This window comes from Bradyrhizobium sp. UBA2491 (genome assembly GCF_002341725.1).
Taxonomy (GTDB): domain Bacteria; phylum Pseudomonadota; class Alphaproteobacteria; order Rhizobiales; family Xanthobacteraceae; genus Bradyrhizobium.
The window spans coordinates 42,594-67,857 of record NZ_DDOP01000061.1; the positions used below are offsets into that span (position 1 = coordinate 42,594).

The 25,264-nt window shown below is 63.6% G+C and carries 25 protein-coding genes and 1 tRNA gene; 17 read left to right on the top strand and 9 right to left on the bottom strand.

Annotated elements, in window-relative coordinates:
* Positions 1 to 248 precede the first annotated feature (248 nt).
* From B2W55_RS20660 to B2W55_RS20670, 3 genes are all read right to left on the bottom strand, one after another.
* Positions 249 to 413, bottom strand: a complete 165-nt coding sequence (locus B2W55_RS20660) for a Flp family type IVb pilin (protein ID WP_024582063.1) — start codon at positions 411 to 413, stop codon at positions 249 to 251.
* Positions 414 to 712: 299 nt separating this feature from the next.
* Positions 713 to 1,549 (bottom strand): hypothetical protein, encoded by an 837-nt coding sequence (locus B2W55_RS20665; RefSeq protein ID WP_244468643.1) that lies wholly within the window; start codon positions 1,547 to 1,549, stop codon positions 713 to 715.
* Between the two features lie 211 nt (positions 1,550 to 1,760).
* Positions 1,761 to 2,054, bottom strand: a complete 294-nt coding sequence (locus tag B2W55_RS20670; RefSeq protein ID WP_052506903.1) for a DUF3606 domain-containing protein — start codon at positions 2,052 to 2,054, stop codon at positions 1,761 to 1,763.
* A 54-nt stretch (positions 2,055 to 2,108) separates the two neighbouring features.
* On the opposite strand from B2W55_RS20670, the gene B2W55_RS20675 reads away from it, so the two are divergent.
* Positions 2,109 to 2,396: a hypothetical protein gene (locus B2W55_RS20675; protein WP_145987198.1), complete on the top strand. Its 288-nt coding sequence runs from the start codon at positions 2,109 to 2,111 to the stop codon at positions 2,394 to 2,396.
* 240 nt (positions 2,397 to 2,636) lie between these two features.
* Positions 2,637 to 3,821, top strand: a complete 1,185-nt coding sequence (locus tag B2W55_RS20680; protein WP_024583326.1) for an IS481 family transposase — start codon at positions 2,637 to 2,639, stop codon at positions 3,819 to 3,821.
* Positions 3,822 to 3,864: 43 nt separating this feature from the next.
* On the opposite strand, the gene B2W55_RS20685 is transcribed toward B2W55_RS20680, so the two are convergent.
* Positions 3,865 to 3,957 (bottom strand) — tRNA-Ser (locus B2W55_RS20685).
* A gap of 239 nt (positions 3,958 to 4,196) precedes the next feature.
* Positions 4,197 to 6,695 carry a transglycosylase SLT domain-containing protein gene (locus B2W55_RS20690; protein WP_024583327.1) on the bottom strand — a complete coding sequence of 833 codons (2,499 nt, stop codon included), beginning with the start codon at positions 6,693 to 6,695 and terminating at the stop codon, positions 4,197 to 4,199.
* A gap of 331 nt (positions 6,696 to 7,026) precedes the next feature.
* Between B2W55_RS20690 and dapA the strand changes: the two genes are divergently transcribed.
* The 4 genes from dapA to B2W55_RS20710 all read left to right on the top strand — a co-directional run bounded on the left by dapA (position 7,027) and on the right by B2W55_RS20710 (position 9,555).
* A complete protein-coding gene (gene dapA / locus B2W55_RS20695) occupies positions 7,027 to 7,917 on the top strand; it encodes a 4-hydroxy-tetrahydrodipicolinate synthase (RefSeq protein WP_024583328.1) in 891 nt (296 codons plus the stop codon).
* A gap of 59 nt (positions 7,918 to 7,976) precedes the next feature.
* A complete protein-coding gene (gene mscL / locus B2W55_RS20700) occupies positions 7,977 to 8,390 on the top strand; it encodes a large conductance mechanosensitive channel protein MscL (RefSeq protein WP_024583329.1) in 414 nt (137 codons plus the stop codon).
* Position 8,391: 1 nt separating this feature from the next.
* Positions 8,392 to 8,865, top strand: a complete 474-nt coding sequence (gene smpB, locus B2W55_RS20705) for an SsrA-binding protein SmpB (RefSeq protein WP_024583330.1) — start codon at positions 8,392 to 8,394, stop codon at positions 8,863 to 8,865.
* Positions 8,866 to 8,973: 108 nt separating this feature from the next.
* Complete coding sequence (locus B2W55_RS20710; RefSeq protein ID WP_024583331.1) at positions 8,974 to 9,555, top strand: peroxiredoxin; 582 nt, start codon at positions 8,974 to 8,976, stop codon at positions 9,553 to 9,555.
* A gap of 234 nt (positions 9,556 to 9,789) precedes the next feature.
* On the opposite strand, the gene B2W55_RS20715 is transcribed toward B2W55_RS20710, so the two are convergent.
* From B2W55_RS20715 to B2W55_RS20725, 3 genes are read right to left on the bottom strand one after another with little or no spacing between them, the layout of a single operon-like run.
* Positions 9,790 to 10,965: a lanthionine synthetase C family protein gene (locus B2W55_RS20715; RefSeq protein ID WP_024583332.1), complete on the bottom strand. Its 1,176-nt coding sequence runs from the start codon at positions 10,963 to 10,965 to the stop codon at positions 9,790 to 9,792.
* A gap of 17 nt (positions 10,966 to 10,982) precedes the next feature.
* Positions 10,983 to 11,645, bottom strand: a complete 663-nt coding sequence (locus B2W55_RS20720) for a uracil-DNA glycosylase (protein ID WP_024583333.1) — start codon at positions 11,643 to 11,645, stop codon at positions 10,983 to 10,985.
* A complete protein-coding gene (locus tag B2W55_RS20725) occupies positions 11,626 to 12,267 on the bottom strand; it encodes an NYN domain-containing protein (RefSeq protein WP_024583334.1) in 642 nt (213 codons plus the stop codon). The genes B2W55_RS20720 and B2W55_RS20725 overlap by 20 nt, the downstream gene beginning before the upstream one ends.
* A gap of 360 nt (positions 12,268 to 12,627) precedes the next feature.
* Here B2W55_RS20725 and rpoZ point away from each other — a divergent pair, with 360 nt between their 5' ends.
* The 11 genes from rpoZ to B2W55_RS20780 all read left to right on the top strand — a co-directional run bounded on the left by rpoZ (position 12,628) and on the right by B2W55_RS20780 (position 24,321).
* Complete coding sequence (rpoZ, locus tag B2W55_RS20730; RefSeq protein ID WP_024512695.1) at positions 12,628 to 13,020, top strand: DNA-directed RNA polymerase subunit omega; 393 nt, start codon at positions 12,628 to 12,630, stop codon at positions 13,018 to 13,020.
* A gap of 218 nt (positions 13,021 to 13,238) precedes the next feature.
* Positions 13,239 to 15,530 carry a RelA/SpoT family protein gene (locus tag B2W55_RS20735; protein ID WP_024583335.1) on the top strand — a complete coding sequence of 764 codons (2,292 nt, stop codon included), beginning with the start codon at positions 13,239 to 13,241 and terminating at the stop codon, positions 15,528 to 15,530.
* Positions 15,531 to 15,588: 58 nt separating this feature from the next.
* Positions 15,589 to 16,374, top strand: coding sequence for a pyridoxine 5'-phosphate synthase (locus tag B2W55_RS20740; protein ID WP_024583336.1), 786 nt, complete (start codon positions 15,589 to 15,591; stop codon positions 16,372 to 16,374).
* The gene (acpS, locus tag B2W55_RS20745; protein WP_024583337.1) at positions 16,371 to 16,787 is read left to right on the top strand and encodes a holo-ACP synthase; all 417 of its coding nucleotides are present in this window, start codon (positions 16,371 to 16,373) and stop codon (positions 16,785 to 16,787) included. Before B2W55_RS20740 ends, acpS begins: the two co-directional genes overlap by 4 nt.
* Positions 16,788 to 17,069: 282 nt before the next feature.
* Complete coding sequence (gene lepB, locus B2W55_RS20750; RefSeq protein WP_024583338.1) at positions 17,070 to 17,831, top strand: signal peptidase I; 762 nt, start codon at positions 17,070 to 17,072, stop codon at positions 17,829 to 17,831.
* Positions 17,828 to 18,649, top strand: a complete 822-nt coding sequence (gene rnc, locus B2W55_RS20755; protein ID WP_024583339.1) for a ribonuclease III — start codon at positions 17,828 to 17,830, stop codon at positions 18,647 to 18,649. The genes lepB and rnc overlap by 4 nt, the downstream gene beginning before the upstream one ends.
* Complete coding sequence (gene era, locus B2W55_RS20760) at positions 18,642 to 19,565, top strand: GTPase Era (protein WP_024583340.1); 924 nt, start codon at positions 18,642 to 18,644, stop codon at positions 19,563 to 19,565. Before rnc ends, era begins: the two co-directional genes overlap by 8 nt.
* Positions 19,566 to 19,593: 28 nt before the next feature.
* Positions 19,594 to 19,974 (top strand): hypothetical protein, encoded by a 381-nt coding sequence (locus B2W55_RS20765; RefSeq protein WP_024583341.1) that lies wholly within the window; start codon positions 19,594 to 19,596, stop codon positions 19,972 to 19,974.
* A gap of 105 nt (positions 19,975 to 20,079) precedes the next feature.
* On the top strand, positions 20,080 to 20,826 hold the full coding sequence (gene recO, locus B2W55_RS20770; RefSeq protein WP_024583342.1) for a DNA repair protein RecO: 747 nt from the start codon (positions 20,080 to 20,082) through the stop codon (positions 20,824 to 20,826).
* A 72-nt stretch (positions 20,827 to 20,898) separates the two neighbouring features.
* A complete protein-coding gene (gene parC / locus B2W55_RS20775) occupies positions 20,899 to 23,154 on the top strand; it encodes a DNA topoisomerase IV subunit A (RefSeq protein WP_024583343.1) in 2,256 nt (751 codons plus the stop codon).
* Between the two features lie 171 nt (positions 23,155 to 23,325).
* Positions 23,326 to 24,321, top strand: a complete 996-nt coding sequence (locus B2W55_RS20780) for a cation diffusion facilitator family transporter (protein WP_024583344.1) — start codon at positions 23,326 to 23,328, stop codon at positions 24,319 to 24,321.
* 54 nt (positions 24,322 to 24,375) lie between these two features.
* On the opposite strand, the gene B2W55_RS20785 is transcribed toward B2W55_RS20780, so the two are convergent.
* Entirely contained in the window at positions 24,376 to 25,197 is an 822-nt protein-coding gene (locus B2W55_RS20785; protein ID WP_024583345.1) for a helix-turn-helix domain-containing protein, read from the bottom strand.
* Between the last annotated feature and the right edge of the window lie 67 nt (positions 25,198 to 25,264).

Consider the following 25,264-nt stretch of genomic DNA (forward strand, 5'->3'; position numbering starts at 1 on the left):
CCGCGGTCATGAGCTGCGGTCCTTGACAATGCTACAGCGAGGCTAGGGAGGGCAGACTGCCTGCGGCTCGCGATGATCAAGCAACATGCAGGGCGCGCGTCGAAGGAAATTCGAATCCGCAATCGTCATTCATGCTTCAACAGGTCGGCTGTTCAGCGGGCCGACGATGGAGCAGCACCGGGACGGACACAGGAAACCGCCCGGTGCCTGGCCATGGTTGCGCTGAGAACGCTGTCCATAGCTTCCGATTATTTCAGTGAGCTGCTCACCGAGTTGAAGGTCCCGCTCAGCGCCGTTCCGACGCCCTTCACCGCAGCGATGATGGCGATAGCAATGCCGGTGGCGATCAGGCCGTATTCAATGGCCGTGGCTCCGGTCTCGTCCTTAAGGAACGAAATGCAAACTGCTTTCATTGTTCTACCTTTCGACTACTGAACATGCGGGATATCCGCGCATCCCGTTTCCGAAATGGACTGACAAACCCTACGGTTGTGTAAACCGCAGGTAGCTATTTTTTGGGGAACCAGAATCTCAATTTTCGTTAAGTTTGATTGTATGGTGCTGAGACTCCATGGCTCCGGTGCAGGCGGCTTGCCGCCCACGGCAGGATTGGTCGCCAAAGCGCACTTGAAACAATGCCTTGTGGCCTCAATTCGACTTTTGGTTGATTGGCCCGCAGCGTCCAAAGCGGGGCAAATGGCCGCCGGTGGGGCTATCGACGGAACCGAATTGCTGCGACATTCTGTCGCATTTTGCGCAAGGCTTCCAGATGGTCGACTTCGATTTCGCAGGTTTTTTGATACCTTTCGGTTCGGTCGGGATGGTCTGGCGCGGCGCTATTTTGCCGGGTGGCGACGGACGGGTTTCGCAAACTAGTCCCGGCGCCAGGCCGGAATGCAAGCGCTGAGCGTGACATGCTTGTAGTCCCGAGCGGCGTCCTGATCACCAGCCTGTTCAGCAAACCTGACCGCGGCTTCCATGTCCTGGGCAGCAGACGCGCGATCGCAGAACAGGCTGCGAATTTCAGCCCGGTACCGATAGCCCTGTAGTTCATCGGGTTGTATGAAAGCGCTTGGTTGTAGTTGCTTTGCTCTTCAGTTGCGTCTCGGCGCGCTTCATCCGACTGACTGTCGAAGAAGGCCAGGCGATTGAGCGACTGGAGTGTACCCAGCTCCAGGTAACGCAGGGACATCGCGCCAAAACTTGCGGGAAGCGCTTCGCTGGAAGCCGAAGGTTGCTCCACCGCGGTATTGGCGTGCGCGATTTCGATGTTCTTGTATTTGATGGCGTTGCCGTAGTCCCGCAGGCCTTGGAACGTGCTCGAGATCTCGGCGTTGATCGGCGCAAGGTAGGCGGGCGCGAGCCGCTGATCGCTCAGTAAATTGAGACACGCCCGTATCTTTGCCTGCGCAGGCAAGACGTCGCGACATTCCTTGGCAATGACACGCCATTCGTCCCGCGGATGCGCCGTTGGCGGTGTCTGCGCAGCGGGCAGAACAACCGCCAGTCCGAAGCAGGTCGCCAACCTGAGACCGCTTGGGCCATTCATCTTATGTCTTCGATCCCGCCCAGCCGAAGGTTCGTTCATGATGCCAAATAGCCGTGCCGCGGGGAAGCCGACACGCAGCATGGATGGGCGCAAAAGCAGAGCCGTCGCCGGTGGCGCCACAAACGGGAGGGCCGGCGCTCTTCTATGGCGTCGACGGGCAGATAGCCCCGCCATTGAGGTGGCGACCGTCCGATCCCTTGGAGTTGTTGGATCAGATCACCTTTGCTTCCTTGGTGATGGCGGAAATCGAAGGGCCAGATTTCCGAACGATGGAAGCAAACTGTTGATCGGAGACCTTGAGACGCTTCCTCAAGATCTTGACCTGGATCTTGTCCCTCAGATCCAGCGCATTGCGAAAATAGGTCTGCCTGCGTTTGTTCATGGCAATTTGCCTCGCAAAGAGAATGTTGCTCGCGATGTTGCGGCATTGCGTCGACATCGTTTGGTCGACGATGGGACCGGTTGTGCTGGCAAGTGCCGTCGCCGCCTTTGCAACGCCGGGCAAACGCCGACGTTCCTTCAACGATAGGGCCGCTTGCTATGAGTGTGCGGGATCGGCTTGACGACAGGTCGTCACGACAAACGCCGCCTTGCTGCATTGCCAGTCGCTGCCGAGCGCAGCGCTCGAGACCGGCCGTGGGGCGGCCACGATCGTCAGCAAGAAAACCATGAAAGCGAACGAAGTTGCCATAACGAAGCCGGCTGCTCTGGCAGAGAAGCGCTGCCGAAACCACGGACCCAGGTCGCCGGAGCGACGAAGCTGCGCGTCACGCAAGATCTTGTCGAGATCCTGGAATTGAATGCCACCGTCTTGCTGCATGGCTTTACCCCGGAAATGATCAGGTGAGGAAAACAATGCAGCCAGCTTGAACGGGGTCTGTTTCGCGCTCGCTTCGAGGTGCCGGGAATGACGTTTCGTTCACGCGGAGGTTACCGCCGGCTCATGCCGGACGGGTGGGCGCCCAAATTTCTCGACGGAGATCGTTAGGGAGCATCGTTGAACAGCCTGAGCGGCCCGAGAGATAGGTGACAGAACGTACCGGACACATGGGTTACACTTTCCGCTTTTGTTCTGCGGGAGGTGTGGATGCCGTGGAAAGCGAGTTCGGTAATGGAAGAGCGCCTTCGCTTTGTCGCCCGCCTGCTGGATGGAGAGGCGATGACCGAGGTTTGCCGGGAGTTCGGCATCTCGCGGAAGACCGGGTACAAGATTTTCGATCGATACAAGGAGCACGGGCTCGAAGCGCTGAGCGACCGGTCGCGCCGGCCGGTGCGTTATGCCAACCAGCTCCCGCAGCCGCTTGAAGCCCTGATTGTCCGGCTGAAGGCCGAGAAGCCGCACTGGGGAGCCCGCAAGATCCGCGAACTTTTGGTACGGCGGCTCGATGGCGATATCCGCGTTCCGGCCAAAAGCACCATCCATGCGGTACTCGACCGCCACGGTCTGGTCAGGCGCGGAGGCGGGCCGCGCCACCGCGCGCGCGGCACGCCGCTGTCGCCAGGCGCCGTGCCCAATGATCTGTGGTGCACCGACTTCAAGGGCGAGTTCAAGCTCGGCAACGGCCGGTACTGCTATCCCTTGACCGTCACCGATCATGCCTCGCGCTTTCTGCTCTTATGCGAAGCACTCGATTCAACGCGCGAGGAGCCTGCAATTGATGCCTTCGAGCGCCTGTTCCGTGAACGCGGCCTGCCGCTTGCCATCCGATCCGACAATGGCGTGCCCTTTGCCAGTCCCAATGCCTTGTTCAATCTCTCAAAGCTGTCGGTGTGGTGGCTCCGGCTCGGCATCGCGATCGAGCGCATCAAACCTGGCCATCCGCAGCAAAATGGCCGCCATGAACGCATGCACCTGACGCTCAAGAAGGAAGCCACCCGTCCGCCCGGCTCCAACAGTTTACAGCAGCAGGACCGCTTCGACGCCTTCATCCGCGAGTTCAATACCGAACGACCTCATGAGGCGCTCGACATGAAGTGCCCGGCCGAGCTCTACGGCGCTTCACCACGTCGTTATGCAGGCCTGCCTGAGCTGACCTATCCGTTCCACGACCGCGACGTCCTCGTCACCGCCTGCGGACGCCTCTGCCTACTCCGCAAGAGAATCAACATCTCCACCGTCCTGGCCGGCCAGAAACTCGGCATCAAGGAGGTCGACGACGGCATTTGGCTCGCCAGCTTCATGCACTATGATTTGGGATACTTTGACCTGGAGCAGAAAACCCTGCAACCACTCGACAACCCGTTCGGCACGAGGTTGTCACCCATGTCTTAGGTACGATCTGTTACCCATCTGTCTGGGCCGGACAGCCGAGGGCTGGCGGAGAGGGAGGGATTCGAACCCTCGATACAGCTTGAGACCGTATGACGCTTTAGCAAAGCGTTGCCTTCAGCCACTCGGCCACCTCTCCGGTGGCGCCGATATGCCCGAGTGGGCGCTGAGCCGCAAGCGGCAGATTCAGATTGCGACAAGGTGATTTAGTGGCAGCTCCGCCACCAGCAGAGTGCGCAGCCTTTATATAAGGCGCTGATTCCCGGTGCGGGGGTGCAAAAGTTCATGAAAATTATGCTATAACAACGGGTTAGCTCAAGATCTGGCCGCGATCAGCAATGTCCCGTCACATCTCTGTTGAAAACCGGCCGGGCCAGCTCATTCCACGCTGGCGCCGCGATGCAGGTCGGCCTCGATCTGCAACCTGCTGCCGCCGCCGAACCGGGCACGGTAGACCTGCAGGTTCTCCATGATCCGCTGGACGTAGTTCCGGGTCTCGGAGAACGGAATCAGCTCGACCCAATCGACCGCGTCGACCTTGGGATCGCGGGGATCGCCGTAGCGCTCGATCCACTTCCGCACGCTGCCGCGGCCGGCATTGTAGGCGGCGAAGGTGAGGATATAGGAGCCGCGATAGTCCTCGAGCAGGCCGCCGAGTTCGGCGGCGCCCAACATCGCATTGTAGACCGGGTCGGTCTTCATCCGGTTGAGATCGAAGGTGATGCCGGCGCGCTTGGAGACATAGCGTCCGGCATCCGGCGTCACCTGCATCAGGCCATAAGCCTGCGCCGGCGACACCACGGCCGGATTGAACGCGCTCTCCTGGCGGGCGATGGCGTAGACCACGCTCTGCTCGACCTCCGGCCCGACCTGCCGGAAGGAGGGAATGCCGTTCACCGGATAGGCGTAGTGGTCGAACGGCAGGCCGCGATTGAGCGCGGCCTTGCCCATCAGCAGCATGCCGCGGGCATCGCCGTTGCGTGCGGTCAGCTCGCCGAGCCCGGCGAGAGCTTCCGGATCGCCATTGTCGCCCATGTCGCCGAAGATCGGGATCGCGAACTCGCGGGCGTCGATCTCATAAAGCAGCGCAACGGCACGGACGATTTCCAGACGGTCGGCGCCGCGGCCGCGCGGCGCGCTGTTGAGCTCGATCTGCGGCAGGCCGAGCTTGGCGCGCGCGAGCTGGCCGTAATAGCTGGTCGATTGCTCGGCCGCGCGGGCATAGGCGGCGCGTGCCTCCTGGCCCCGGCCGGCGGCTTCCGCGGCGCGGCCCTGCCAATAGCCGGCACGCGCCAGCGCGGTCGGGTTGGCGCTGCCGACGCCGATCCGCGCGAAATGCTCGGAGGCGAGGGCGGGATCGTTGAGGAAGCGCAACGCGATCCAGCCCGAGGTGAATTCCTGCTCGGTCTTGTAGATGTCGCGGGCCGGCAGCGCCGCGTCGCGCGCAATCAGATAAGCGGTGCGAAATTCGTTGTTGTCGATCATCTTGCGCGCCAGCAGCCGGCGCTCGATCCACCATTCGTCGACGTTGTAGAGGCGCGATGGATCCTTCGGCGCGCTCAGCATCAGCCGCGCGGCTTCGGCGAATTTCTCCTCGCGGCGGAGCAACTGGATCTTGGCGAACAGATAGCCGGTGTCGCCGGTGAGTTCGCTCGGCACCGCCTCGAGCAGCGCGCGCAGGTTCGAGCCCTTGCGGGTGGCGGCGATGCGCGCCTTGGCCAGCGCGACGTAACCGGAGCCGAGACGCTTGGCTGCGCGCATGCCGGCAGCCTCGTTGTCGGTGCCATAGAGCATCGCGTCCATGCGCGCCTTGTGGTCGCCCGCGGTCAGGAACGAGCCGAACATATCGAGCGCGGCGGTTTCGGTGTCCTCGCTCATGCCGTCGTTGCGCCAGGCCTCGCGGACCAGGCGTTCGGCATTGCCGCGATCACCGCGGGAGACCATCACCTTGGCGAGCGCGAGGCGGCCCTTGGCCGAGATCGGCGATTCATTCTGGAACCAGGCCCAGACCGCGGAGTCGTCGCGGCGATCGTCCCACAGCGAGGCCTCGATCCGGCGCCGCAGGAAGGTCTGTGACGGCCAGCCCGGATTGGCATCAAGGAAGGTGCGGTAGCGTTCGACCGAGGCGCCATTGTTCTCGCTGCGCAGGATCAGCCATTCGGCGAGCTTGCGCGCGACCGGGTCGGAGATCGAGGCCTCGGCTTCGGTGGCGTCGGCCGGCCGGCGCTTGCGCAGCAGCTCGACGACGCTTGCGAGCACATCCTTGTCCGACTGCGAGGTCGACGATGTCGCTGCGATCGCCGCGGGCAGCACCGGCTTGCGCACGATCGGCGCGGCGTGCTGGCGGGTCGCCGGAACCAGCGCGGGCGCGGAAGCGCTGACTGGCGCCGGTCGCTTCGGCAGACTTCCGGTCGCGACCGGAGCCGCCGACTTCGCTGCGCCGGACTTGGTTGTCGTGCTCTTTGACGCGGTTGTCTTTGACGCAGTCGCTTTGGAGTCCGAGGTTTTGGAGTCCGAGGTTTTGGAATCCGTGGTCTTGGCAGGGGTGGTCTTGGCAGGGCTGGTCTTGGCGCCCTCCGTCTTGGCCGCGCTGGATTTGGACGCGTGTGTCTTGGCCGTTTCGGCCTTGGTCTCGCTCGTCTTGGCTGCGCTGGCCTTGGTATCGTTGTGCTTGGCCGCGGTCGGCTTTGCCGTGGTCTTGGGAAAAGCCTTCGGCGTGGTCTTGGCCGCGGTGGATTTGGGAGCGGTGGGTTTGGAAGAGGTGCTGTCGGCAGCCGGCGCCGCCGCCGGAGCATCCGAGGCAGCCCATGCGTCGGCCGTCAGAGTCGCAAGGCCGACGACGAGCGCCAGGCTCGTCGCCAGTGCCGTCGATCGCAATGTACCTGCTCGGGCGGAACGAATCACGGAAGCCCTCCGTGGCCCCGAATCATCTGGTCGATCGGGCCATGGGTTCTTATTTGAGTGAAAACGTAGACAAAATACTAAGAAGCCTGCCGGTGCGGCTGTTTGCGCCAGCACCGCGGCAAAATCGCGGCTGGAACCGGCTGGGAATAGGTACGGTACGGCCCTTTCGCCGGTCGGTCAGACCCGGTATGAATTGCCTTTCATGGCGGTTTCACATGAACCGGGTTGGTCGCACGGCCGGAAGCACGCCAAAAACACGGGTCCGTCGACCTTAGCCTTAGCCTGAAGCGTTTGGAGGAAGTCCATGGCAGCCAAGACAAAATTCCGGGGGTCATTCACTGCCTTGGTGACGCCCTTCAAGAACGGCGGCGTGGATGAGGCGGCGTTCCGAAGCCTCGTGAACTGGCAGATTTCCGAGGGCACGCACGGCCTGGTGCCGGTCGGCACGACAGGCGAAAGCCCGACGCTCAGCCATGACGAGCACAAGCGGGTGGTCGAGTGGTGCATCGAGGAGGCCAAGGGCCGGGTGCCAGTGATCGCCGGCGCGGGCTCGAACTCGACCAAGGAAGCGATCGAGCTGGCCGAGCATGCCGAGAAGGCCGGTGCGACCGCGGTGCTGGTGGTGACGCCGTACTACAACAAGCCGACCCAGGAGGGCATGTATCAGCACTTCAAGGCGATCAACGATGCGATCAACATTCCGATCATCATCTACAACATCCCGCCGCGTTCGGTGATCGACATGTCGGTCGACACCATGAAGCGGCTGTTCGAGTTGAAGAACATCGCCGGCGTGAAGGACGCGACCGCCAGCATGGTGCGGGTGTCGCAGCAGCGCGCCGCGATGGGCGAGGACTTCAACCAACTGTCGGGCGAGGATGCCACCATCATCGGCTACATGGCACACGGCGGCCATGGCTGCATCTCGGTGACCTCGAACGTCGCGCCCAGGCTGTGCTCGGAATTCCAGACCGCCTGGCAGAAGGGCGATGTCACCACCGCGTTGAAGATCCATGACAAGCTGATGCCGCTGCACACCAACCTGTTCATCGAGAGCAACCCGGCGCCGGTGAAGTATGCGATGTCGCTGCTCGGCAAGCTCGACGAGAAGCTGCGTTTGCCGATGGTGCCGGTTTCGGAGCCGACCCGCCAGGCCGTCCGCAGCGCCATGGTGCATGCCGGCCTGATCAACTGAGCCAAGACTGTACTGCCGTGCACGATGTCGTGCGCAATGTCGAACAGAAGGGGATGGGAATGCTGAAGGAATTCCGCGATTTCGCCATGAAGGGCAATGTCGTCGACCTCGCCGTCGGCGTCATCATCGGTGCGGCCTTCGGAGGCATCGTCACGTCGTTGGTCAACGACATCATCATGCCGATCGTCGGCATGCTGGGCGGCCTCGACTTCTCCAACTATTTCGTCCCGCTCTCCAAGAACGTGGTGGCCACCAACCTGGCCGACGCCAAGAAGCAAGGTGCCGTGCTGGCTTACGGCAGCTTCATCACCCTGATCGTGAATTTCGTCATCGTCGCATTCGTGCTGTTCATCGTCATCCGCACCATGAACCAGCTCAAGCGCAAGGAGGCGGCTGCGCCCGCCGAGCCGCCGAAGCCGTCCGCCGAGGTCGTGCTGCTGACGGAAATCCGCGACCTCCTCAAGAAGAGCTAAAGTGGCCGAGAAGAACGAACGCCCGATCAAGGTTGTCGCCGAAAACCGAAAGGCCCGCTTCAACTACGCCATCGAGGACACCATCGAGGCCGGCATTTCGCTGACCGGTACCGAGGTGAAATCAATCCGCAGCGGCAAGAGCACGATCGCGGAATCCTATGCGGATTCCAAGGACGGCGAGATCTGGCTGATCAATGCCAATATCCCCGAATATCTGCAGGCCAACCGCTTCAACCACGAGCCGAAGCGGCCGCGGAAGCTGCTGCTGCATCGCAAGCAGATCAACAAGCTGCTCGGTGCGGTCGACCGCGAGGGCATGACGCTCATTCCGCTGAAGCTGTACTTCAACGAGCGCGGTCGTGCCAAACTGCTGCTTGCGGTCGCCAAGGGCAAGAAGCTGCACGACAAGCGCGAGAGCGAGAAGAAGCGCGATTGGGGCCGCGAGAAGGGCCGCCTGATGCGGGCGCGGGGATAGAGTTCAAGCCGTCATTGCGAGGAGCGCAGCGACGAAGCCATCTATCCAGTGCGCGTCGCTACGGATTGCTTCGCTTCGTTCGCAATGACGCCCAGGGAGATGTCGGCCATGACCCAGAGCAGCCTCACCGACGTCGACTGGAGCAAGATTCCGCCACCTCGCGACGACGGCGGCGCGGCCCATCTGACCGGCATGACGATCCCGCCGGTCCGGCTGCGCGCGACCGACGATACGTCGGTGGTGCTGGCGGCGCTCGAGGGCCGCACCGTGGTGTTCGCCTATCCGCGAACCGGCGAGCCCGGCAAGATCGGGCTGGTCGATGATTGGGACATGATCCCGGGTGCGCGCGGCTGCACGCCGCAGACCTGCGCGTTCCGCGACCTGTTCGCCGACCTCAAGGCGGCCGGTGCGGCGCAGGTGTTCGGGCTGTCGACGCAGAGCAACGACTATCAGATCGAGATGGCATCGCGCCTGCATCTGCCGTTCGCAGTGCTGTCCGACGAAGCGCTGGAACTGACGCACACGCTCAAGTTGCCGACGATGTCGGTGGCCGGTCAGACCCTGATCAAGCGGCTCGCGCTCATCATCGACGATGCGCGCATCACGCACGTGTTCTATCCGGTGTTTCCACCCGACCGGAACGCCGGCAACGTGCTGGAATGGCTGAAGGACAATCCGCGGAACGACTAGCTGGAGCAATATGAAGCCGTGGGGCGGTCGCAGGGGGGCAGCCAAAATATCGAAAACAACCCCATGCAAAGCAGCCAGCGGCGGCCGGCGTTCGACCAAGCAACTTGACATGTCGGGCAACTCAGTGATATTTTTCTATTATTCAGAATTTTCGCGGGTGTCTTCAGCCCCGAAGCGGTCGCAACTGGCATTTGCGAGCCCGTGCAACTGGCGCCAGGACAATCCGGTTGCTCGTTAGAACACGTCGATAGTCGGGAAGCGGGGTTCGCCGGTTAGGCAATCCCAGAGATAGACCGCCAGACCGACGTCGCCGGTCCATAACGTATAGCGGCCTCGTCCGAGTTCCGACCTTTCTTCGCGGCATTGGGCGATGGCCGTCATCGCGAACGATCGCGCCCGTTCAAGCCAAGTGGCGTCGCCGAGCCGGCGGAAGAGCTTCAGGAAGGCGTAGCCGTTGCCGCCCGTGCCGTGACAGAGGTTGGAGCCCTTGCTGAGCGGGCCGGCGTTCCAGGTAAATTCGCCGCCCTGCCGTAGCAACTCGTCCAGCCCAGGCGATTCCAAGGGCACGTCGGCAAACGTCGTGACCATGCCTGGTGCGCCGTGGCAGTGCTGGCACAGACGCGAGGTGCCGCCGGCGATGGCCGGCCAGTTGATGCCCGCGGCGGTTCGCCACGCGTTCCGTGTCAGGGTTTGCGGAACGATCGTGGTCACCAGCGCGCGCTGCTCTTCTTCCAGCCAGCTCCAGCCGCGCAGCAACGGGATCATATTCCCGGCATAACCATGCACGGGACCAAGCCAACGGTGATGATGACCGTACAGATCTTGTCGCCACAGGGGTCCCAGCTCGGTGTCTTCAAGCTCGGACAGCAGCCGCGTGGCCTGGGCGTTGAACAACGGACGCCAACGCGCCTCGCGCGTCATGTCATGCATATGGAGGCACGCCAGCATCGAGCCCGGCATGCCCCACATCAACTCACGGATCGGAAGGGAGATGTTTGCTTCGGCTCGGTCGTAGATTTGATCTGCGACGACAGCGTCGGGGCGCAGCCGCATCATGAGGAGGAGGCTGCCAAGATCGCCGAACAGGAGCGATCCGTGTGCCGAATAGTTGCGCTTTGCGAATTCAGCTCTGCTGTTCTCAATCAGGCGCGGCAGCACCGGGCCGAAATCGAAGGGTACGCTGATCGCGCCAACCTGCCTGAGATAGTCGAGCGCCCAGATCATCCCCGTCGCGCCGAAGTAAAAGCTCGCGGTTCCATCCGGAAGGCCGTCATCTTTGGGGTGCGCCGGCCAGAAATGCACAGGATCAAGGCTGGCGAGCGCGTCAGTGACGATCTCTCCGATCGCCGCCGTCACATCCTCGGCGTCCCAGTCGATTGGCTGCAACGGAATATGTAGACTGTCCGCCATCGCGTCCCCGCGCTTCGTCAGGTCTCCAGATCCTTCCGCACGGTCGCGAAGACCTTGCGGAACATGTCGGTCGTCAACACGCCAGTGTTCGTGTTGTAGCGCGAGCAGTGGTAGCTGTCGTAGAGCTTGTAGTTGCCTGCGCTATGCACGGCACCGTGCACAAATGGCGCGGCAGCCAGGCGAAGCCCCAATGCCCTCAAGGTCGATTCGTGGGCGATGCGTCCCAGCAGGACGATCGCGCGTACGTTCGGCATCGCGGCGATCGTGGTGCTGAGGAATTGCCGGCAGGTGTTGATCTCGACCGGCAGCGGCTTGTTCTGCGGCGGCACGCAGCGCACGGCGTTGCTGATTCGACTGTCGACCAGCGTGAAGCCATCGTCCGGCCGCGCCTGATAGACGCCGCTGGCGAAACCATATTCGAGCAGGGTGGCGTAGAGCAGATCGCCCGCGTAGTCGCCGGTGAAGGGACGGCCGGTGCGGTTGGCACCCTGCATGCCCGGTGCGAGCCCGACGATCAACAGCCGTGCATTCGGATCGCCGAACGATTCCACCGGCGAGTTGAACCAGTCCGGATGGCGCGCGCGACTCTCGGCGCGAAATCCGGCCAACCGTGGACAGAGCTGACAGTTGCTGTCGGGGCGCGTGGCTCGAGCGACGATATTACTCGTCGAAATCGTCATCGGCTCCCCGTGGGGCCATCGTGGTCGCGCGTTGCAGGAATTGCGGGGAATGCGACGTATGGTGGCGCGGTTCGCGCGGGGCCGGGCGTTCGGACGGATCGCGGCCAAGCTTGGATTGCAGCTCGACGAGGTCGGTGAAGACGTCGGCCTGGCGGCGCAACTCGTCGGCGATCATCGGCGGCTGGCTGGCAATGGTGGAGATCACGGTGACGCGGACGCCGCGGCGCTGCACCGCCTCGACCAGCGAGCGGAAGTCGCCATCGCCGGAGAACAGGATCATCTGGTCGATGTGTTCGGCAAGCTCCATGGCATCGACAGCGAGTTCGATGTCCATGTTGCCCTTCACCTTGCGGCGGCCGCTGGCGTCGATGAATTCCTTGGTGGCCTTGGTGACCACGGTGTAGCCATTGTAGTCGAGCCAGTCGATCAACGGACGGATCGACGAATATTCCTGATCCTCGATGATCGCCGTGTAGTAGAACGCGCGGAGCAGCGTGCCGCGGCCCTGAAATTCCTTGAGGAGGCGCTTGTAGTCGATGTCGAAGCCCAGTGTCTTTGCGGTTGCGTAAAGATTCGCTCCGTCGATGAAGAGCGCGATCTTGTTGGAAACAGGTGACGACATCAAAGTGTTCTCGCGTGGTTGTTAGTGTTCTTAGCGCAGCGGTGATCAACCGCGCGCAATTTCCTGCGTTGCTGCCTAAAGTTCGGTGAATCTTTCCCCACGACAGTCACCACCGCAATTATGGTGAGGCGAGGGCAAAAAGCCTAGACCTTTGACGTTGCAATGAAGAGATTTACTTGTCTGGGACGGCAACCTAGCCATGTCGTCAGACGCTCCGGCCGTTCTGGCCCCGGCTGACGGGGTTATCAGAGCCTGTTGGGAAGGCAAATCACAAATTTTACCTTGCGAAACCGGGTCTAGCCCTATAACTAACCCTCATAACCGACATGTTTGGACCCTTTTACCACGGAGCGCCTCGAGATGGCTCGCGTCACCGTCGAAGACTGCATTGACAAGGTCGACAATCGTTTCGACCTCGTCCTGTTGGCCGCGCATCGTGCCCGGATGATTTCGTCGGGGTCGCAACTCACGGTTGATCGCGACAATGACAAGAATCCGGTCGTCTCGCTACGGGAAATTGCCGATTCGACGATCTCGCCGGAAGACCTCCGCGAGGAACTTGTGCACTCCTTGCAGAAGTTCGTCGAGGTCGACGAGCCCGAGCCGGACACCGTGCCGCTGATCGGTTCCGCTGGTGCCAGCGTCGATGCCGACGACACCGAGGTCGCGGTCGAGCGGATGACCGAGGAAGAGCTTCTGAAGGGTCTCGAGGGCCTGGCTCCCCCGGAGGAGCAGCCCGAGGAAGACGAGTAGACCGCTCCCTCCAGATCAATCTGCCAGATCAATTTGCCAAAGGCCCGGACATCGCTCCGGGCCTTTGCTTTTGTTGACAATTTTGCAGTTACGGTGCGTCCTATGCGGGCGCGGGAAATTGAACGGTTCCAGGGCCTGCGCGGGGTGCTGCTTCATTCGAAAGCGCACTAGATTGAGGGAAGAGGGACACCGGTCCCGCGCGAAAGGCAGCGAGTTTCATGGCGTATCGACGCCGCAGTTCCATCCAGATGCAGGCTGCGTCCGAAACGGTCGCGGTGGCGCCGGCGTCGTCCACGGCGGAGCGGCCGGCCAAGCCGCGGACACGCATGATGCGACAATATGACCTTGTTGAGCGCGTCCGTTCCTATAACCCCGACACCAACGAGGACCTGCTCAACCGCGCCTATGTCTATGCCATGAAGGCGCACGGCACGCAGACACGCGCCTCCGGCGACCCCTATTTCTCGCATCCGCTCGAGGTCGCCGCGATCCTCACCAACCTCAAGCTCGACGACGCGACGATCGTGGCTGCGCTGCTGCACGACACCATCGAGGACACCGAGGCGACGCGGGCCGAGATCGACCATGTCTTCGGCCACGAGATCGGCGCGCTGGTCGAGGGCCTGACCAAGCTGAAGCGGCTCGAACTGGTGTCGCGCGAGGCCAAGCAGGCCGAGAACCTGCGCAAGCTGCTGCTGGCGATCGCCGACGACGTCCGCGTGCTGCTGATCAAGCTCGCCGACCGTCTGCACAACATGCGGACCATGGAGTTCATGCCACCGGCCTCGCGCCGCCGCATCGCCGAGGAGACGCTGGACATCTATGCGCCGCTCGCCGGCCGCATGGGTATGCAGGAGATGCGCGAGGAGCTGGAGGACCTGTCGTTCTTCGTGCTCGATCCGGAAGCCTATGCCGTGGTCAAGCAGCGGCTCGACGCGCTTGCCGAGCGCAACCGCAATTTGATCGGCGAGATCGAAAGCCAGCTCTCCAAGAACTTGCAAAAGAACGGCATCACCGCCCGGGTGTTCGGCCGCCGCAAGCAGCCGTTTTCGATCTGGACCAAGATGGAGCGCAAGTCGGTCGGCTTCGAGCAGCTGTCCGATATCTACGGCTTCCGCGTCATCCTCGACGATATCGGGGCCTGCTATCGTGCGCTCGGCATCGTCCACACCACCTGGCCGGTCGTGCCGGGACGCTTCAAGGACTACATCTCGACCCCGAAGCAGAACGACTATCGCTCCATCCACACCACGGTGATCGGTCCCGGCAAGCAGCGCGTCGAGTTGCAGATCCGTACCGAGGAGATGAACCAGATCGCCGAATTCGGCATCGCCGCGCATGCCTTCTACAAGGAGGGCGCCGGTTCGCCGCATGAGCGGATGAAGCACGAGTCCAACGCCTTCGCCTGGCTGCGCCACACCATCGGCATCCTGTCGGAAAGCGCCAACCCGGAAGAGTTTCTCGAGCATACCAAGCTCGAGCTGTTCCATGACCAGGTGTTCTGCTTCACCCCGAAGGGCAAGCTGATCGCGCTGCCGCGCAATGCCAATGTGATCGACTTCGCCTATGCGGTGCATACCGGCGTCGGCAACAGCGCGGTCGGCTGCAAGATCAACGGCAAGTTCGCGCCGCTGTCGTCCGAGTTGCAGAACGGCGACGAGGTCGAGGTGCTGACTTCGAAGGCGCAGTCGGCGCCGCCGTCGGCCTGGGAGGCGCTTGCCCGCACCGGCAAGGCGCGTGCCGCCATCCGCCGCGCCACCCGCGATGCCGTGCGCGATCAGTATGCGGCGCTCGGCCGCCGCATCGTCGACCGTCTGTTTGCCCGCGCCAAGATCGAATATGCCGACGACAAGCTGAAGGGCGCATTGCCGCGGCTCGCGCGCACCTCGATCGAGGAGGTGATGGCCTCGGTCGGCCGCGGCGAGATCAAGGCGTCCGACGTCGCGCGCGCGATGTATCCCGATTACAAGGAAGAACGGCTGGTGCGCTATGGCGCCAAGAAGGGGCTGGTCGCCAAGCTGAAGACGCAGAACCCGCCGCATCCGGCGCGTGCGACCTCGGTGATCCCGGTGCGTGGCATCAATTCCGACCTGCCGGTGAAGTTCGCGCCGAACGGCGGCGCCGTGCCCGGCGATCGGATCGTCGGCATCGTCACGCCGGGCGAGGGGATCACCATCTATCCGATCCAGTCGCCGGCGCTGAAGGATTTCGAGGAGGAGCCGGAGCGCTGGCTCGACGTGCGCTGGGACATCGACGAGACGATGCCGCAGCGCTTCCCGGCGCGCATCCTGGTCCACAACGTCAACGAGCCCGGCAGCCTCGCCCAGATCGCGACCGTGATCGCGGAGCATGACGGTAACATCGACAACATCCACATGTCGCGCCAGTCGCCTGATTTCACGGAGCTGACCATCGATCTTGAGGTCTATGACCTGAAGCATCTCCTCGCTATCATCGCGCAGTTGCGTGCCAAGGCCGTCGTCGCGAAGGTCGAGCGCGTCAATGGGTGAAGCGTCCTTCGCGCGGCTGCACCCGCGCGTGACAGGCTAGAATTTGCAGGTCAGAGAAATGTCAAAGGCTCCTCCGCTGCGTCTCGGTATCAATGTCGATCACGTCGCAACCCTGCGCAACGCGCGCGGCGGGGCGCGGCCCGATCCAGTGCGGCTGGCGCTTGCCGCGATCGCGGCAGGGGCCGACGGCATCACCGCGCATCTGCGCGAGGATCGCCGGCATATCCGCGACGAGGACATGGCGCGGCTCAAGGCCGAAATATCAAAGCCGCTGAATTTCGAGATGGCGGCGACCGACGACATGCTGCGGATTTCGCTCGCGACCAAGCCGCATGCGGTCTGCCTGGTGCCCGAGCGGCGCCAGGAGCTGACCACCGAGGGCGGCCTCGACGTCGTCGGCCAGCACAATGCGCTGGCGCCGTACATCGAGCGGCTCACTGATGCCGGCATCCGGGTCTCGCTGTTCATCGCCGCCGATCCCAGGCAGATCGAGATGGCCGCGAAGCTGAAGGCGCCGGTGATCGAGATCCATACCGGCGGCTGGTGCGACGCCGTGGTCGACGGTCACAAGGACAAGGCGGATGCGGAATGGAAGCGCATCGTCGATGGTGTCAGGCTCGCGCAGGCGGCCGGGCTCGAGGTCCATGCCGGCCACGGGCTCGACTACGACACCGCCGAGACGATTTCCGCGCTGCCTGAAATTCGCGAACTCAACATCGGCTATTTCATGATGGGGGAGGCGCTGTTCGTGGGTATTGCCGGGACGGTGCGCGAGATGCGGGCGGCGATGAACCGTGGCCGTGCCAAGGCCCAAGGTGCCGCTCAAGGTGCCGCTGGCGCATGATCATCGGTATCGGCTCCGACCTGATCGACATCACCCGGATCGCCAAGGTGATCGAGCGCCATGGCGAGCGATTCCTGGAACGCATCTTCACCGACGCCGAGCGCGCCAAGGCGATGCGCCGCGCCAACAACGAGAAGATGGTGGTCGCGACCTATGCCAAACGCTTCGCCGCCAAGGAAGCCTGCTCCAAGGCACTCGGCACCGGTATCCGGCGCGGGGTGTGGTGGAAGGACATGGGGGTCGTGAACCTGCCGGGAGGGCGCCCGTCGATGCAACTGACCGGCGGGGCGCTGGCCCGGCTCCAGGAACTGACGCCCGAGGGCATGCAGCCCCAGATCGATCTGTCGATCACGGACGATTGGCCGCTGGCGCAGGCCTTCGTCATAATTTCGGCGGTTGCCCCGGCCAGATGAGCCGGCGGCGCCGGAATCTGCCGGAAAACTTCAGAAAACTAAAAAATCATTGATATTTCAATGAATTGCGAAGTTTTGAGGCGGCGATTGATTGCGCCTCTGCGAACAACCGTCTAAAACGCCGCAGGCTATATCGAGCGAGACGCGGATTCCAGGTTTAGGCCGGAATTTGCCCTCAAGATCAGAATCAAGGCCATTTTCCTCACGCGAGGGCCTGATGCTTCGCGCGAAGAGAACGTTCTGTCACCGCGTGGACATCGGCCCACGGGAATTGGGAAAGCAATGAGCGTGACCACCGGGACCAAATCTGAGAGCGGCTTGGGCGAAACCATCCGCGTCGTCATCCATGCCCTCCTGATCGCGCTCGTCATCCGCACCTTCCTGTTCCAGCCGTTCAACATCCCCTCGGGGTCGATGAAGGCGACGCTGTTGGTCGGCGACTATCTGTTCGTCTCGAAATATTCCTACGGCTACAGCCACTATTCGATCCCGTTCTCGCCGAACATCTTCTCGGGCCGCATCTTCGGCTCGGAGCCGAACCGCGGCGACATCGTGGTGTTTCGCCTGCCGCGAGACGACTCCACCGACTATATCAAGCGCGTCATCGGGCTGCCGGGCGACCGGATCGAGGTCAAGAACGGGCTGCTCTACATCAATGATGAGCCGATCAAGCGCGAGCGGCTGAGCGATTTCGTCGGCGAGGACCCCTGCGGCTCGGCGGATGCCACCGCGCGCGTCAAGCGCTGGAAGGAGACGCTGCCGAACGGCGTCAGCTATGAGACGCTGGACTGCCAAGACAACAGCTACATGGACAACACCATCGTCTACACCGTTCCGCCCGGGCATTTCTTCATGATGGGCGACAACCGCGACAATTCCACCGACAGCCGCTTCCTGTCGCAGGTCGGCTACGTGCCGTTCGAGAACATCATCGGGCGGGCCCAGATGATCTTCTTCTCGATCGCCGAGGGCGAGCAGGCCTGGATGATCTGGCGTTGGCCGTTCGCAGTGCGGTGGAATCGTCTATTCTCCATCGTGCGATGAACGACGAGACTTCAGCCATCAACGATCAGGCGCCGAGCGGCGAGCCGAGCCAGACGCCTGCCGCCGAGAGCACGGCCGCGCCGAAGAAGCGCCGTAGCAAGGCAGCCAAGGCCGCCGAGGCCAAGGCTGCGATCGCCGGCACCGAGGCGCGGATCGGCTATACGTTCACCGATGCCGCGCTGCTGACCACCGCGTTCACCCATGTCTCCGCGCTGAAGCCCGCCAGCCGCAACCGTGCTGACAGCTACCAGCGGCTGGAATTCCTCGGCGACCACGTGCTCGGCCTGATCGTCTCGGACATGCTGTTCCGGGCGTTCCCGAAGGCCGACGAGGGCGAATTGTCGAAGCGGCTCGCCGACCTCGTGCGCAAGGAGAGCTGCGCCGACGTCGCCAAGTCGCTCGGGCTGCTCGACGACATCAAGCTCGGCATGGTCAAGGCGGTCGAAGGCGCGCGGCTGCGCAAGTCGGTGCTCGGCGACATCTGCGAGGCGGTGATCGGGGCGATCTTCCTCGACGGCGGCTACGAGGCCGCGCGTCAATTCGTCGAGCGCAACTGGACCGAACGCATGCACAAGCTGCGCCGGCCATTGCGCGATCCCAAGACCGTGTTGCAGGAATGGGCACAGGGCAAGGGATTGCCGACGCCGGTCTATCGCGAGGTCGAACGCACCGGCCCGCACCACGATCCACAATTCCGCGTTGCGGTTGACCTGCCTGGCCTCGCCTCCGCCGAGGGCCTTGGCGGCAACAAGCGCGCGGCCGAGAAGGCAGCAGCATCCGCGATGATCGAGCGTGAAGGCGTCGGCACCAATGACTGACGAAGCCAAAGGGCAACAGGACGCGACGCGCTGTGGCTTCGTCGCGCTGATCGGCGCCCCCAACGTCGGCAAGTCGACGCTGGTCAACGCACTGGTGGGCTCCAAGGTCACCATCGTGTCGCGCAAGGTGCAGACCACCCGCGCGCTGATCCGCGGCATCGTGATCGAAGGCAACGCGCAGATCATCCTGGTCGACACGCCCGGCATTTTCGCGCCGCGGCGCAGGCTCGACCGCGCGATGGTGTCGACCGCCTGGAGCGGCGCCCACGACGCCGATCTGGTCTGTGTGCTGCTCGACGCCAAGTCGGGGATCGACGAGGAGGCCAACGCGATCCTGGCCAAGCTCGAATCCGTCGCGCATCCGAAGATCCTGGTGCTCAACAAGGTCGACCTGGTGCAGCGCGAGAAGCTGCTGGCGCTGGCGCAGGCCGCCAACGAGCGGATGCGCTTCGAGCACACCTTCATGATCTCGGCGCTGTCAGGCGACGGCGTCGACGATTTGCGCCAGGCGCTGGCGAAAATGGTGCCGGCGGGACCGTTCCTCTATCCCGAGGACCAGATGTCGGACGCGCCGATGCGGCATCTGGCGGCCGAGATCACCCGCGAGAAGATCTACAGCCATCTGCATCAGGAATTGCCGTACCAGTCGACGGTCGAGACCGACAGCTGGACCGACCGCAAGGACAAGTCGATCCGCATCGAGCAGACGATCTATGTCGAGCGCGAGAGCCAGCGCAAGATCGTGCTCGGCAAGGGCGGCGCCACCATCAAGTCGATCGGCGCGCAGGCGCGCGTCGAGATCGCCGAGATCATGGGCGTGCCGGTGCACCTGTTCCTGTTCGTCAAGGTGCGCGAGAACTGGGGCGACGATCCCGACCGCTACAAGGAAATGGGACTGGATTTCCCCAAGGAATAAGAGCCGGCGAGTGAACGTGTCCAGAGCAATGAACGTGCCCAGAAATGTACTGTGGTTTGAGGTGCTGCTCTATCTCTCGCTGACGCTCGACGCGCTGTCGGTGGCGTTCCAGGACCGCACCCCGACCGATGTCAGGACCGATCAGGTGATCATGGGCGAGACCCTGACGGCCGGCTGCATGATCCTGCTCCTGGTGTATTTCGTGCGGCTCGCCGCGCGGCACCGCAAGAACTGGCCGCGCTGGGCGCTCGCTGCGATGCTGGTGCTGTCGGTGATCTCGCTGGTGCAGGTGATCGGCGAAAGGGGTCTGGAGATCGACAGCGCCATCGAGATCGTGTCCTGCTTCCTGACCACGGCCGGGCTGTATTATTCCTTCACCGGCGACGCGCAGGGCTGGTTCAACGCGTAAGGGAAGCGCAGGGCGGGCTAGCCGAAGGCGTAACCCGCCGCGACTGCTTGGCGATATCGGCGGATTACGCTGCGCCAATCCGCCCTACAGTGATACGTTCACCACATGGAGTGGACCGACGAAGGCATCGTGCTGGGGGTGCGGCGGCATGGCGAATCCTCCGCCATCGTCGAGCTGCTGACGCGGGAGCACGGCCGCCATCTCGGCCTGGTGCGCGGCGGCGCCAGCTCGCGGATGCGCCCGCTGCTACAGCCCGGCAACAGCGTCACCGCGGTGTGGCGGGCGCGGCTCGACGAGCATCTCGGAATGTATGCGCTGGAGGGCACGCGGCTGCGTGCCGCGACGTTGCTGGCCTCGTCGCATGCGGTCTACGGCGTCACGCATCTCGGGGCATTGGCGCGGCTGCTGCCGGAGCGCGATCCGCACGACGACATCTACCAGATGCTGGAGGGGACGCTCGACGATTTCGAGGACGCCGTCGTTGCCGCCGTGCATGTGATCCGGTTCGAGCTCGCGATGCTGACCGAGCTCGGCTTCGGGCTCGACCTGGAGAACTGCGCGGCGACGGGGACGACCACCGACCTGATCTATGTGTCGCCGAAATCCGGCGGCGCGGTGTCCCGCGCGGCCGGCGAGCCGTGGCGCGACCGGCTGTTGCCGCTGCCGGCGTTCCTGCGCGAAGGCGAGGGCGGCAACAGCCTGTCGGATCAGGATCTGCTCGACGGCTTCCAGATCACCGGCCTGTTCCTGCTCCGCCACGTGCTGGAGCCGCGCGGCCAGGGGCACTCCGATGCCCGCGACGGATTTATCAACGCCGTGACAAGGCGGCGGAGCCGATCGACGGTTCCGTAAGCCTGATTCGCAACCTAAATTGGCGGTGATTCGCGGCTTGCCCGATTCACCGCCAGGGTTTAACGCCTCCCCATGGGAAAACGACAGATACCGCCGGAAAAGCCGGCCGAAATTCACGAGGTGCCGCTGCGCGACGCGCTCGAGGAGCGCTATCTCGCCTATGCGCTCTCGACCATCATGCATCGCGCATTGCCGGACGCCCGCGACGGGCTGAAGCCGGTGCACCGGCGCATCCTCTACGGCATGGACCTGCTCGGGCTCGAACCGCGCGCGGCCTTCAAGAAGTCTGCCAAGATCGTCGGCGACGTGATGGGCTCGTTCCATCCGCACGGTGACCAGGCGATCTATGACGCCATGGTGCGCCTGGCGCAGGATTTCTCCTCGCGCTACCCGCTGGTCGACGGCCAGGGCAATTTCGGCAATATCGACGGCGATAATCCGGCCGCCTACCGTTACACCGAAGCCCGCATGACCGATGTCGCTCGGCTGCTGCTCGACGGCATCGACGAGGACGGCGTCGAATTCCGCCTCAACTATGACGGCCAGTCGAAAGAGCCGGTGGTGCTGCCGGGCGGTTTCCCGAACCTGCTGGCCAACGGCGCGCAGGGCATCGCGGTCGGCATGGCGACCTCGATCCCGCCGCACAACGCGGCCGAGCTCTGCGACGCCGCGCTGCACCTGATCGAGAAGCCCGACGCCAAGTCGAAGGCGCTGCTGAAATGGGTCAAGGGTCCTGATTTCCCGACCGGCGGCATCGTCGTCGATTCCAAGGAAGCGATCGTCGAGGCCTACACCACGGGGCGCGGCTCGTTCCGCACCCGCTCGCGCTGGGTCCAGGAGGAGGGCGCGCGCGGCACCTGGGTGGTCGTCGTCACCGAGATCCCGTGGCTGGTGCAGAAGTCGCGGATCGTCGAGCGGATCGCCGATCTCATCAACGAGAAGAAGCTGCCGCTGGTTGCCGACGTGCGCGACGAGTCGGCCGAGGACGTCCGGCTCGTGATCGAGCCGAAATCGCGCACCGTCGATCCGGCGCTGATGATGGAGTCGCTGTTCCGGCTCACCGAGCTCGAAAGCAAGATCTCGCTGAACCTCAACGTGCTGATCAAGGGCCGCATCCCGAAAGTGGTCGGCCTTGCCGAGTGTCTGCGCGAATGGCTCGACCATCTGCGCGACGTGCTGATCCGCCGCTCCAACTTCCGCAAGGGGCAGATCGAGCACCGGCTCGAAATTCTCGGCGGCCAGCTGATCGCGTTCCTGAACCTCGACAAGGTGATCAAGATCATCCGCACCGAGGACGAGCCGAAGCCGGTCCTGATGAAGACCTTCAAGCTGTCGGAGATCCAGGCCGAGGCCATCCTCAACATGCGCCTGCGCAATTTGCGCCGCCTCGAGGAGATGGAGATCCGCACCGAGGACAAGGATCTGCGCAAGGAGCTGAAGGGCATCGAGGGGTTGCTCGCCTCCGAGACCGAGCAATGGGCCAAGGTCGGCGAGCAGGTCAGCAAGGTCCGCGACATGTTCGGGCCGAAGACGCCGCTCGGCAAGCGCCGCACCACCTTCGCCGATGCGCCGGAGCACGATCTCGCCGCGATCGAGGAAGCCTTGGTCGAGCGCGAGCCGTGCACCGTCGTGATCTCCGAGAAGGGCTGGGTGCGGACGCTGAAGGGCCATGTCGAGGATCTCTCGGGGCTCACCTTCAAGACCGACGACAAGCTCGAGCACTCGTTCTTTGCCGAGACCACCTCGAAGCTGCTGCTGTTCGCCACCAACGGCAGGTTCTACTCGCTCGACGTCGCCAAGCTGCCGGGCGGCCGCGGCCATGGCGAGCCGATCCGCATGTTCATCGATCTCGAGCAGGACGCCGCGATCATCTCGCTGTTCGTCAACAAGGGCGAGCGCAAGTTCCTGGTCGCGAGCAGCGAGGGGCAGGGCTTCGTCGTCAAGGAAGAGGACTGCGTCGGCAACACCCGCAAGGGCAAGCAGGTGCTCAATGTCGAGATGCCGAACGAGGCCCGCGCGATCACGACCGTGAACGGCGATACCGTTGCGGTGATCGGCACCAACCACAAGATGGTGCTGTTCGGCCTCGACCAGGTGCCGGAGATGGCGCGCGGCCGCGGCGTGCGTCTGCAAAAGTATACCAGCTCGGAGCTGTCCGACGTCGCGGTGTTCGATGCCAAGACCGGCCTGACCTGGAAGGACTCCGCCGGCCGCGAGCACAGCATGACCATGAAGGAACTGGCCGACTGGCGCGGCAACCGCGCCGATGCCGGCCGGCTCGCCCATGGCCTGCCGAAGTCGAACAAGTTCAACCGCGGCGTGGAGTAACACTGTGGAGGGCGGGTTAGGCGCAAGCCGTAACCCGCCGTCTCGTCATGGACGGTGGATTACGCCGCTGGCTGATCCGGCCTACGGCTGCGCCTTCAAGTTGCGCGGTGTGATAGTATCCACATTTTGCCGCGCTATAACCGTCGCCGACGAACTCGGACGGCGGTTGCCATGGCGCACAATCACGATCATGACCACGACCATAGTGGTCATTCCCACGGTGGACATTCCCACGGTGGACATTCCCACAGCGGCCATTCCCACGCAGGACATTCCCATGCCGGGCACAGCCATGCGCCCGCCAGTTTCGGCACCGCCTTCGCGGTCGGCGCCTCGCTCAACACCGCCTTCGTCATCGCGGAATTGATCTTCGGCTACTCCGCCAACTCGCTGGCGCTGGTCTCCGACGCCGTCCACAATCTCTCCGACGTCATCGCGCTGCTCCTGGCCTGGGGTGGGGCGTGGCTCGCCGGCAGGCGCCCAACCGACACCCACACCTATGGCTATCGCCGCGCCTCGATCCTGGCGGCGCTGTTCAATGCCGGGCTGCTGTTGATCGCGGTCGGCGGCATCGCGGTCGAGGCGATCAACCGCTTCCGCGAGCCTGCGGAGGTGGCAAGCTGGACCGTGGTCTGGGTCGCGGCGCTCGGCATCCTGATCAATGGTGGCACCGCGCTCATGTTCATGCGCGGCCGCCACAGCGACCTCAATGTCCGCGGCGCCTATCTGCACATGGCGGCGGATGCCGGCGTCTCGCTCGGCGTCGTGGTTGCCGCGCTGCTCATCATGGCGACCGGCTGGCAATGGATCGATCCGGCGATCAGTCTGGTCATCGCCGTGGTCGTGCTGATCAGCGGCTGGGAACTTGCCCGCGACAGCGTCAACCTCGCGCTCGACGCGGTGCCGAAGGGGATCGATCTCAAGCAAGTGAGGGATTATCTCGCCGCGCTCGAGGGCGTCACCGAGGTGCACGACCTGCACATCTGGGCGATGAGCACCAGCGAAACCGCGCTGACCGCGCATCTGGTGCGGCCCGGCGGACACGACGATATCTTCCTGCACCGCGTCTGCGCGGAGCTGTCCGAGCGATTCAGCATTCATCACGCGACGTTGCAGGTCGAGATCAGCAGCGAGACCTGCCGGTTGGCGCCGGCCGAGATGGTGTAGCCGGGGGCGTCGCCAAGTCCTCGCGAGAGCGTCAGGTCGAAATGTCGCCGGAGCCTATGACCGAGGCGCTTCGATGCCGCTCGCCTCTGACCAGTCCCGAAACAGCCGCGCGGTCGCGTCGTCCATCGGAAAGAAGCTCTCGATCCGCAACTCCTGTAGCGTAACGTCCTGCGGCGTCCCCAGCGTCGCGATCGTGGTGAACAGTTGCAGGCAGACATCGCCCTTGCGAAACAGCATCGGTAGCACCGGTCCCGATGCGAAGCCCGCGGGCGGCGCCGCCAACGCCGCCGCGACGCCGTCATAGGCGAGCAGGCGCTCGAGCAATTGCGCCGTCGCGGTGGTGCCGTCACTCACGGCGTCGGCCTCGACGCTGCGAATGAAGTAGCCGGCCACCTGGGCCCAATTGGTGAGGTAGGGCCGCAGCACGCCGGGAGCGACCAGAGCGTCGGCCAGATTGACGGGGGCGCCGGGCTCCAGCGGTCCGACCAGGAATTCCACCAGCCTCACTGCGCCAGCATTGGCGAGCAACAGATTCCAGTGCCGGTCGACCACGACCGCAGGGAACGGCTCCTGCTGCGCCAGGATGAAATCCAGCGCGTGGCGGATCTGGGCGAGCTCCGGCGCGGCAAGGTCGGTTTGCCGCCACACCGGCGCGAAGCCGGCCGCGACCAGCAGCGCGTTCTGCTGGCGCAACGGCACCTCGAGCGCCGCGGCGAGTCGGATCACCATGTCGCGGCTTGGTGCGGCACGTCCGAGTTCGAGGAAGCTGAGATGGCGCTGGGAGATATCGGCGCGCCCGGCGAGCTCGAGCTGCGAGTGGCCTTTTCGCTTCCGCCATTCGCGCAGGCTGGCGGCAAAATCGTGCTGCTGCGACATGAGTACCTGTGAAGTAGTTGCCGGAACGATCTCCCCGGGCAAGATGCCACAAGCTAGTTCGAAGCGC

What these genes read in the sequence shown, in the direction of transcription:
- mscL (WP_024583329.1), top strand. Translation starts at nt 7,977, where the DNA reads ATGCTGAAGGAATTCCGCGATTTCGCCATGAAGGGCAATGTCGTCGAC.
- B2W55_RS20735 (WP_024583335.1), top strand. Translation starts at nt 13,239, where the DNA reads ATGGCGTATCGACGCCGCAGTTCCATCCAGATGCAGGCTGCGTCCGAA.
- lepB (WP_024583338.1), top strand. Translation starts at nt 17,070, where the DNA reads ATGAGCGTGACCACCGGGACCAAATCTGAGAGCGGCTTGGGCGAAACC.
- parC (WP_024583343.1), top strand. Translation starts at nt 20,899, where the DNA reads ATGGGAAAACGACAGATACCGCCGGAAAAGCCGGCCGAAATTCACGAG.
- rnc (WP_024583339.1), top strand. Translation starts at nt 17,828, where the DNA reads ATGAACGACGAGACTTCAGCCATCAACGATCAGGCGCCGAGCGGCGAG.
- B2W55_RS20785 (WP_024583345.1), bottom strand. Translation starts at nt 25,197, where the DNA reads ATGTCGCAGCAGCACGATTTTGCCGCCAGCCTGCGCGAATGGCGGAAG.
- B2W55_RS20715 (WP_024583332.1), bottom strand. Translation starts at nt 10,965, where the DNA reads ATGGCGGACAGTCTACATATTCCGTTGCAGCCAATCGACTGGGACGCC.
- rpoZ (WP_024512695.1), top strand. Translation starts at nt 12,628, where the DNA reads ATGGCTCGCGTCACCGTCGAAGACTGCATTGACAAGGTCGACAATCGT.
- dapA (WP_024583328.1), top strand. Translation starts at nt 7,027, where the DNA reads ATGGCAGCCAAGACAAAATTCCGGGGGTCATTCACTGCCTTGGTGACG.
- B2W55_RS20725 (WP_024583334.1), bottom strand. Translation starts at nt 12,267, where the DNA reads ATGTCGTCACCTGTTTCCAACAAGATCGCGCTCTTCATCGACGGAGCG.
- B2W55_RS20720 (WP_024583333.1), bottom strand. Translation starts at nt 11,645, where the DNA reads ATGACGATTTCGACGAGTAATATCGTCGCTCGAGCCACGCGCCCCGAC.
- acpS (WP_024583337.1), top strand. Translation starts at nt 16,371, where the DNA reads ATGATCATCGGTATCGGCTCCGACCTGATCGACATCACCCGGATCGCC.
- era (WP_024583340.1), top strand. Translation starts at nt 18,642, where the DNA reads ATGACTGACGAAGCCAAAGGGCAACAGGACGCGACGCGCTGTGGCTTC.
- recO (WP_024583342.1), top strand. Translation starts at nt 20,080, where the DNA reads ATGGAGTGGACCGACGAAGGCATCGTGCTGGGGGTGCGGCGGCATGGC.
- B2W55_RS20780 (WP_024583344.1), top strand. Translation starts at nt 23,326, where the DNA reads ATGGCGCACAATCACGATCATGACCACGACCATAGTGGTCATTCCCAC.
- B2W55_RS20680 (WP_024583326.1), top strand. Translation starts at nt 2,637, where the DNA reads ATGCCGTGGAAAGCGAGTTCGGTAATGGAAGAGCGCCTTCGCTTTGTC.
- B2W55_RS20660 (WP_024582063.1), bottom strand. Translation starts at nt 413, where the DNA reads ATGAAAGCAGTTTGCATTTCGTTCCTTAAGGACGAGACCGGAGCCACG.
- B2W55_RS20710 (WP_024583331.1), top strand. Translation starts at nt 8,974, where the DNA reads ATGACCCAGAGCAGCCTCACCGACGTCGACTGGAGCAAGATTCCGCCA.
- B2W55_RS20740 (WP_024583336.1), top strand. Translation starts at nt 15,589, where the DNA reads ATGTCAAAGGCTCCTCCGCTGCGTCTCGGTATCAATGTCGATCACGTC.
- B2W55_RS20665 (WP_244468643.1), bottom strand. Translation starts at nt 1,549, where the DNA reads ATGAATGGCCCAAGCGGTCTCAGGTTGGCGACCTGCTTCGGACTGGCG.
- B2W55_RS20765 (WP_024583341.1), top strand. Translation starts at nt 19,594, where the DNA reads ATGAACGTGCCCAGAAATGTACTGTGGTTTGAGGTGCTGCTCTATCTC.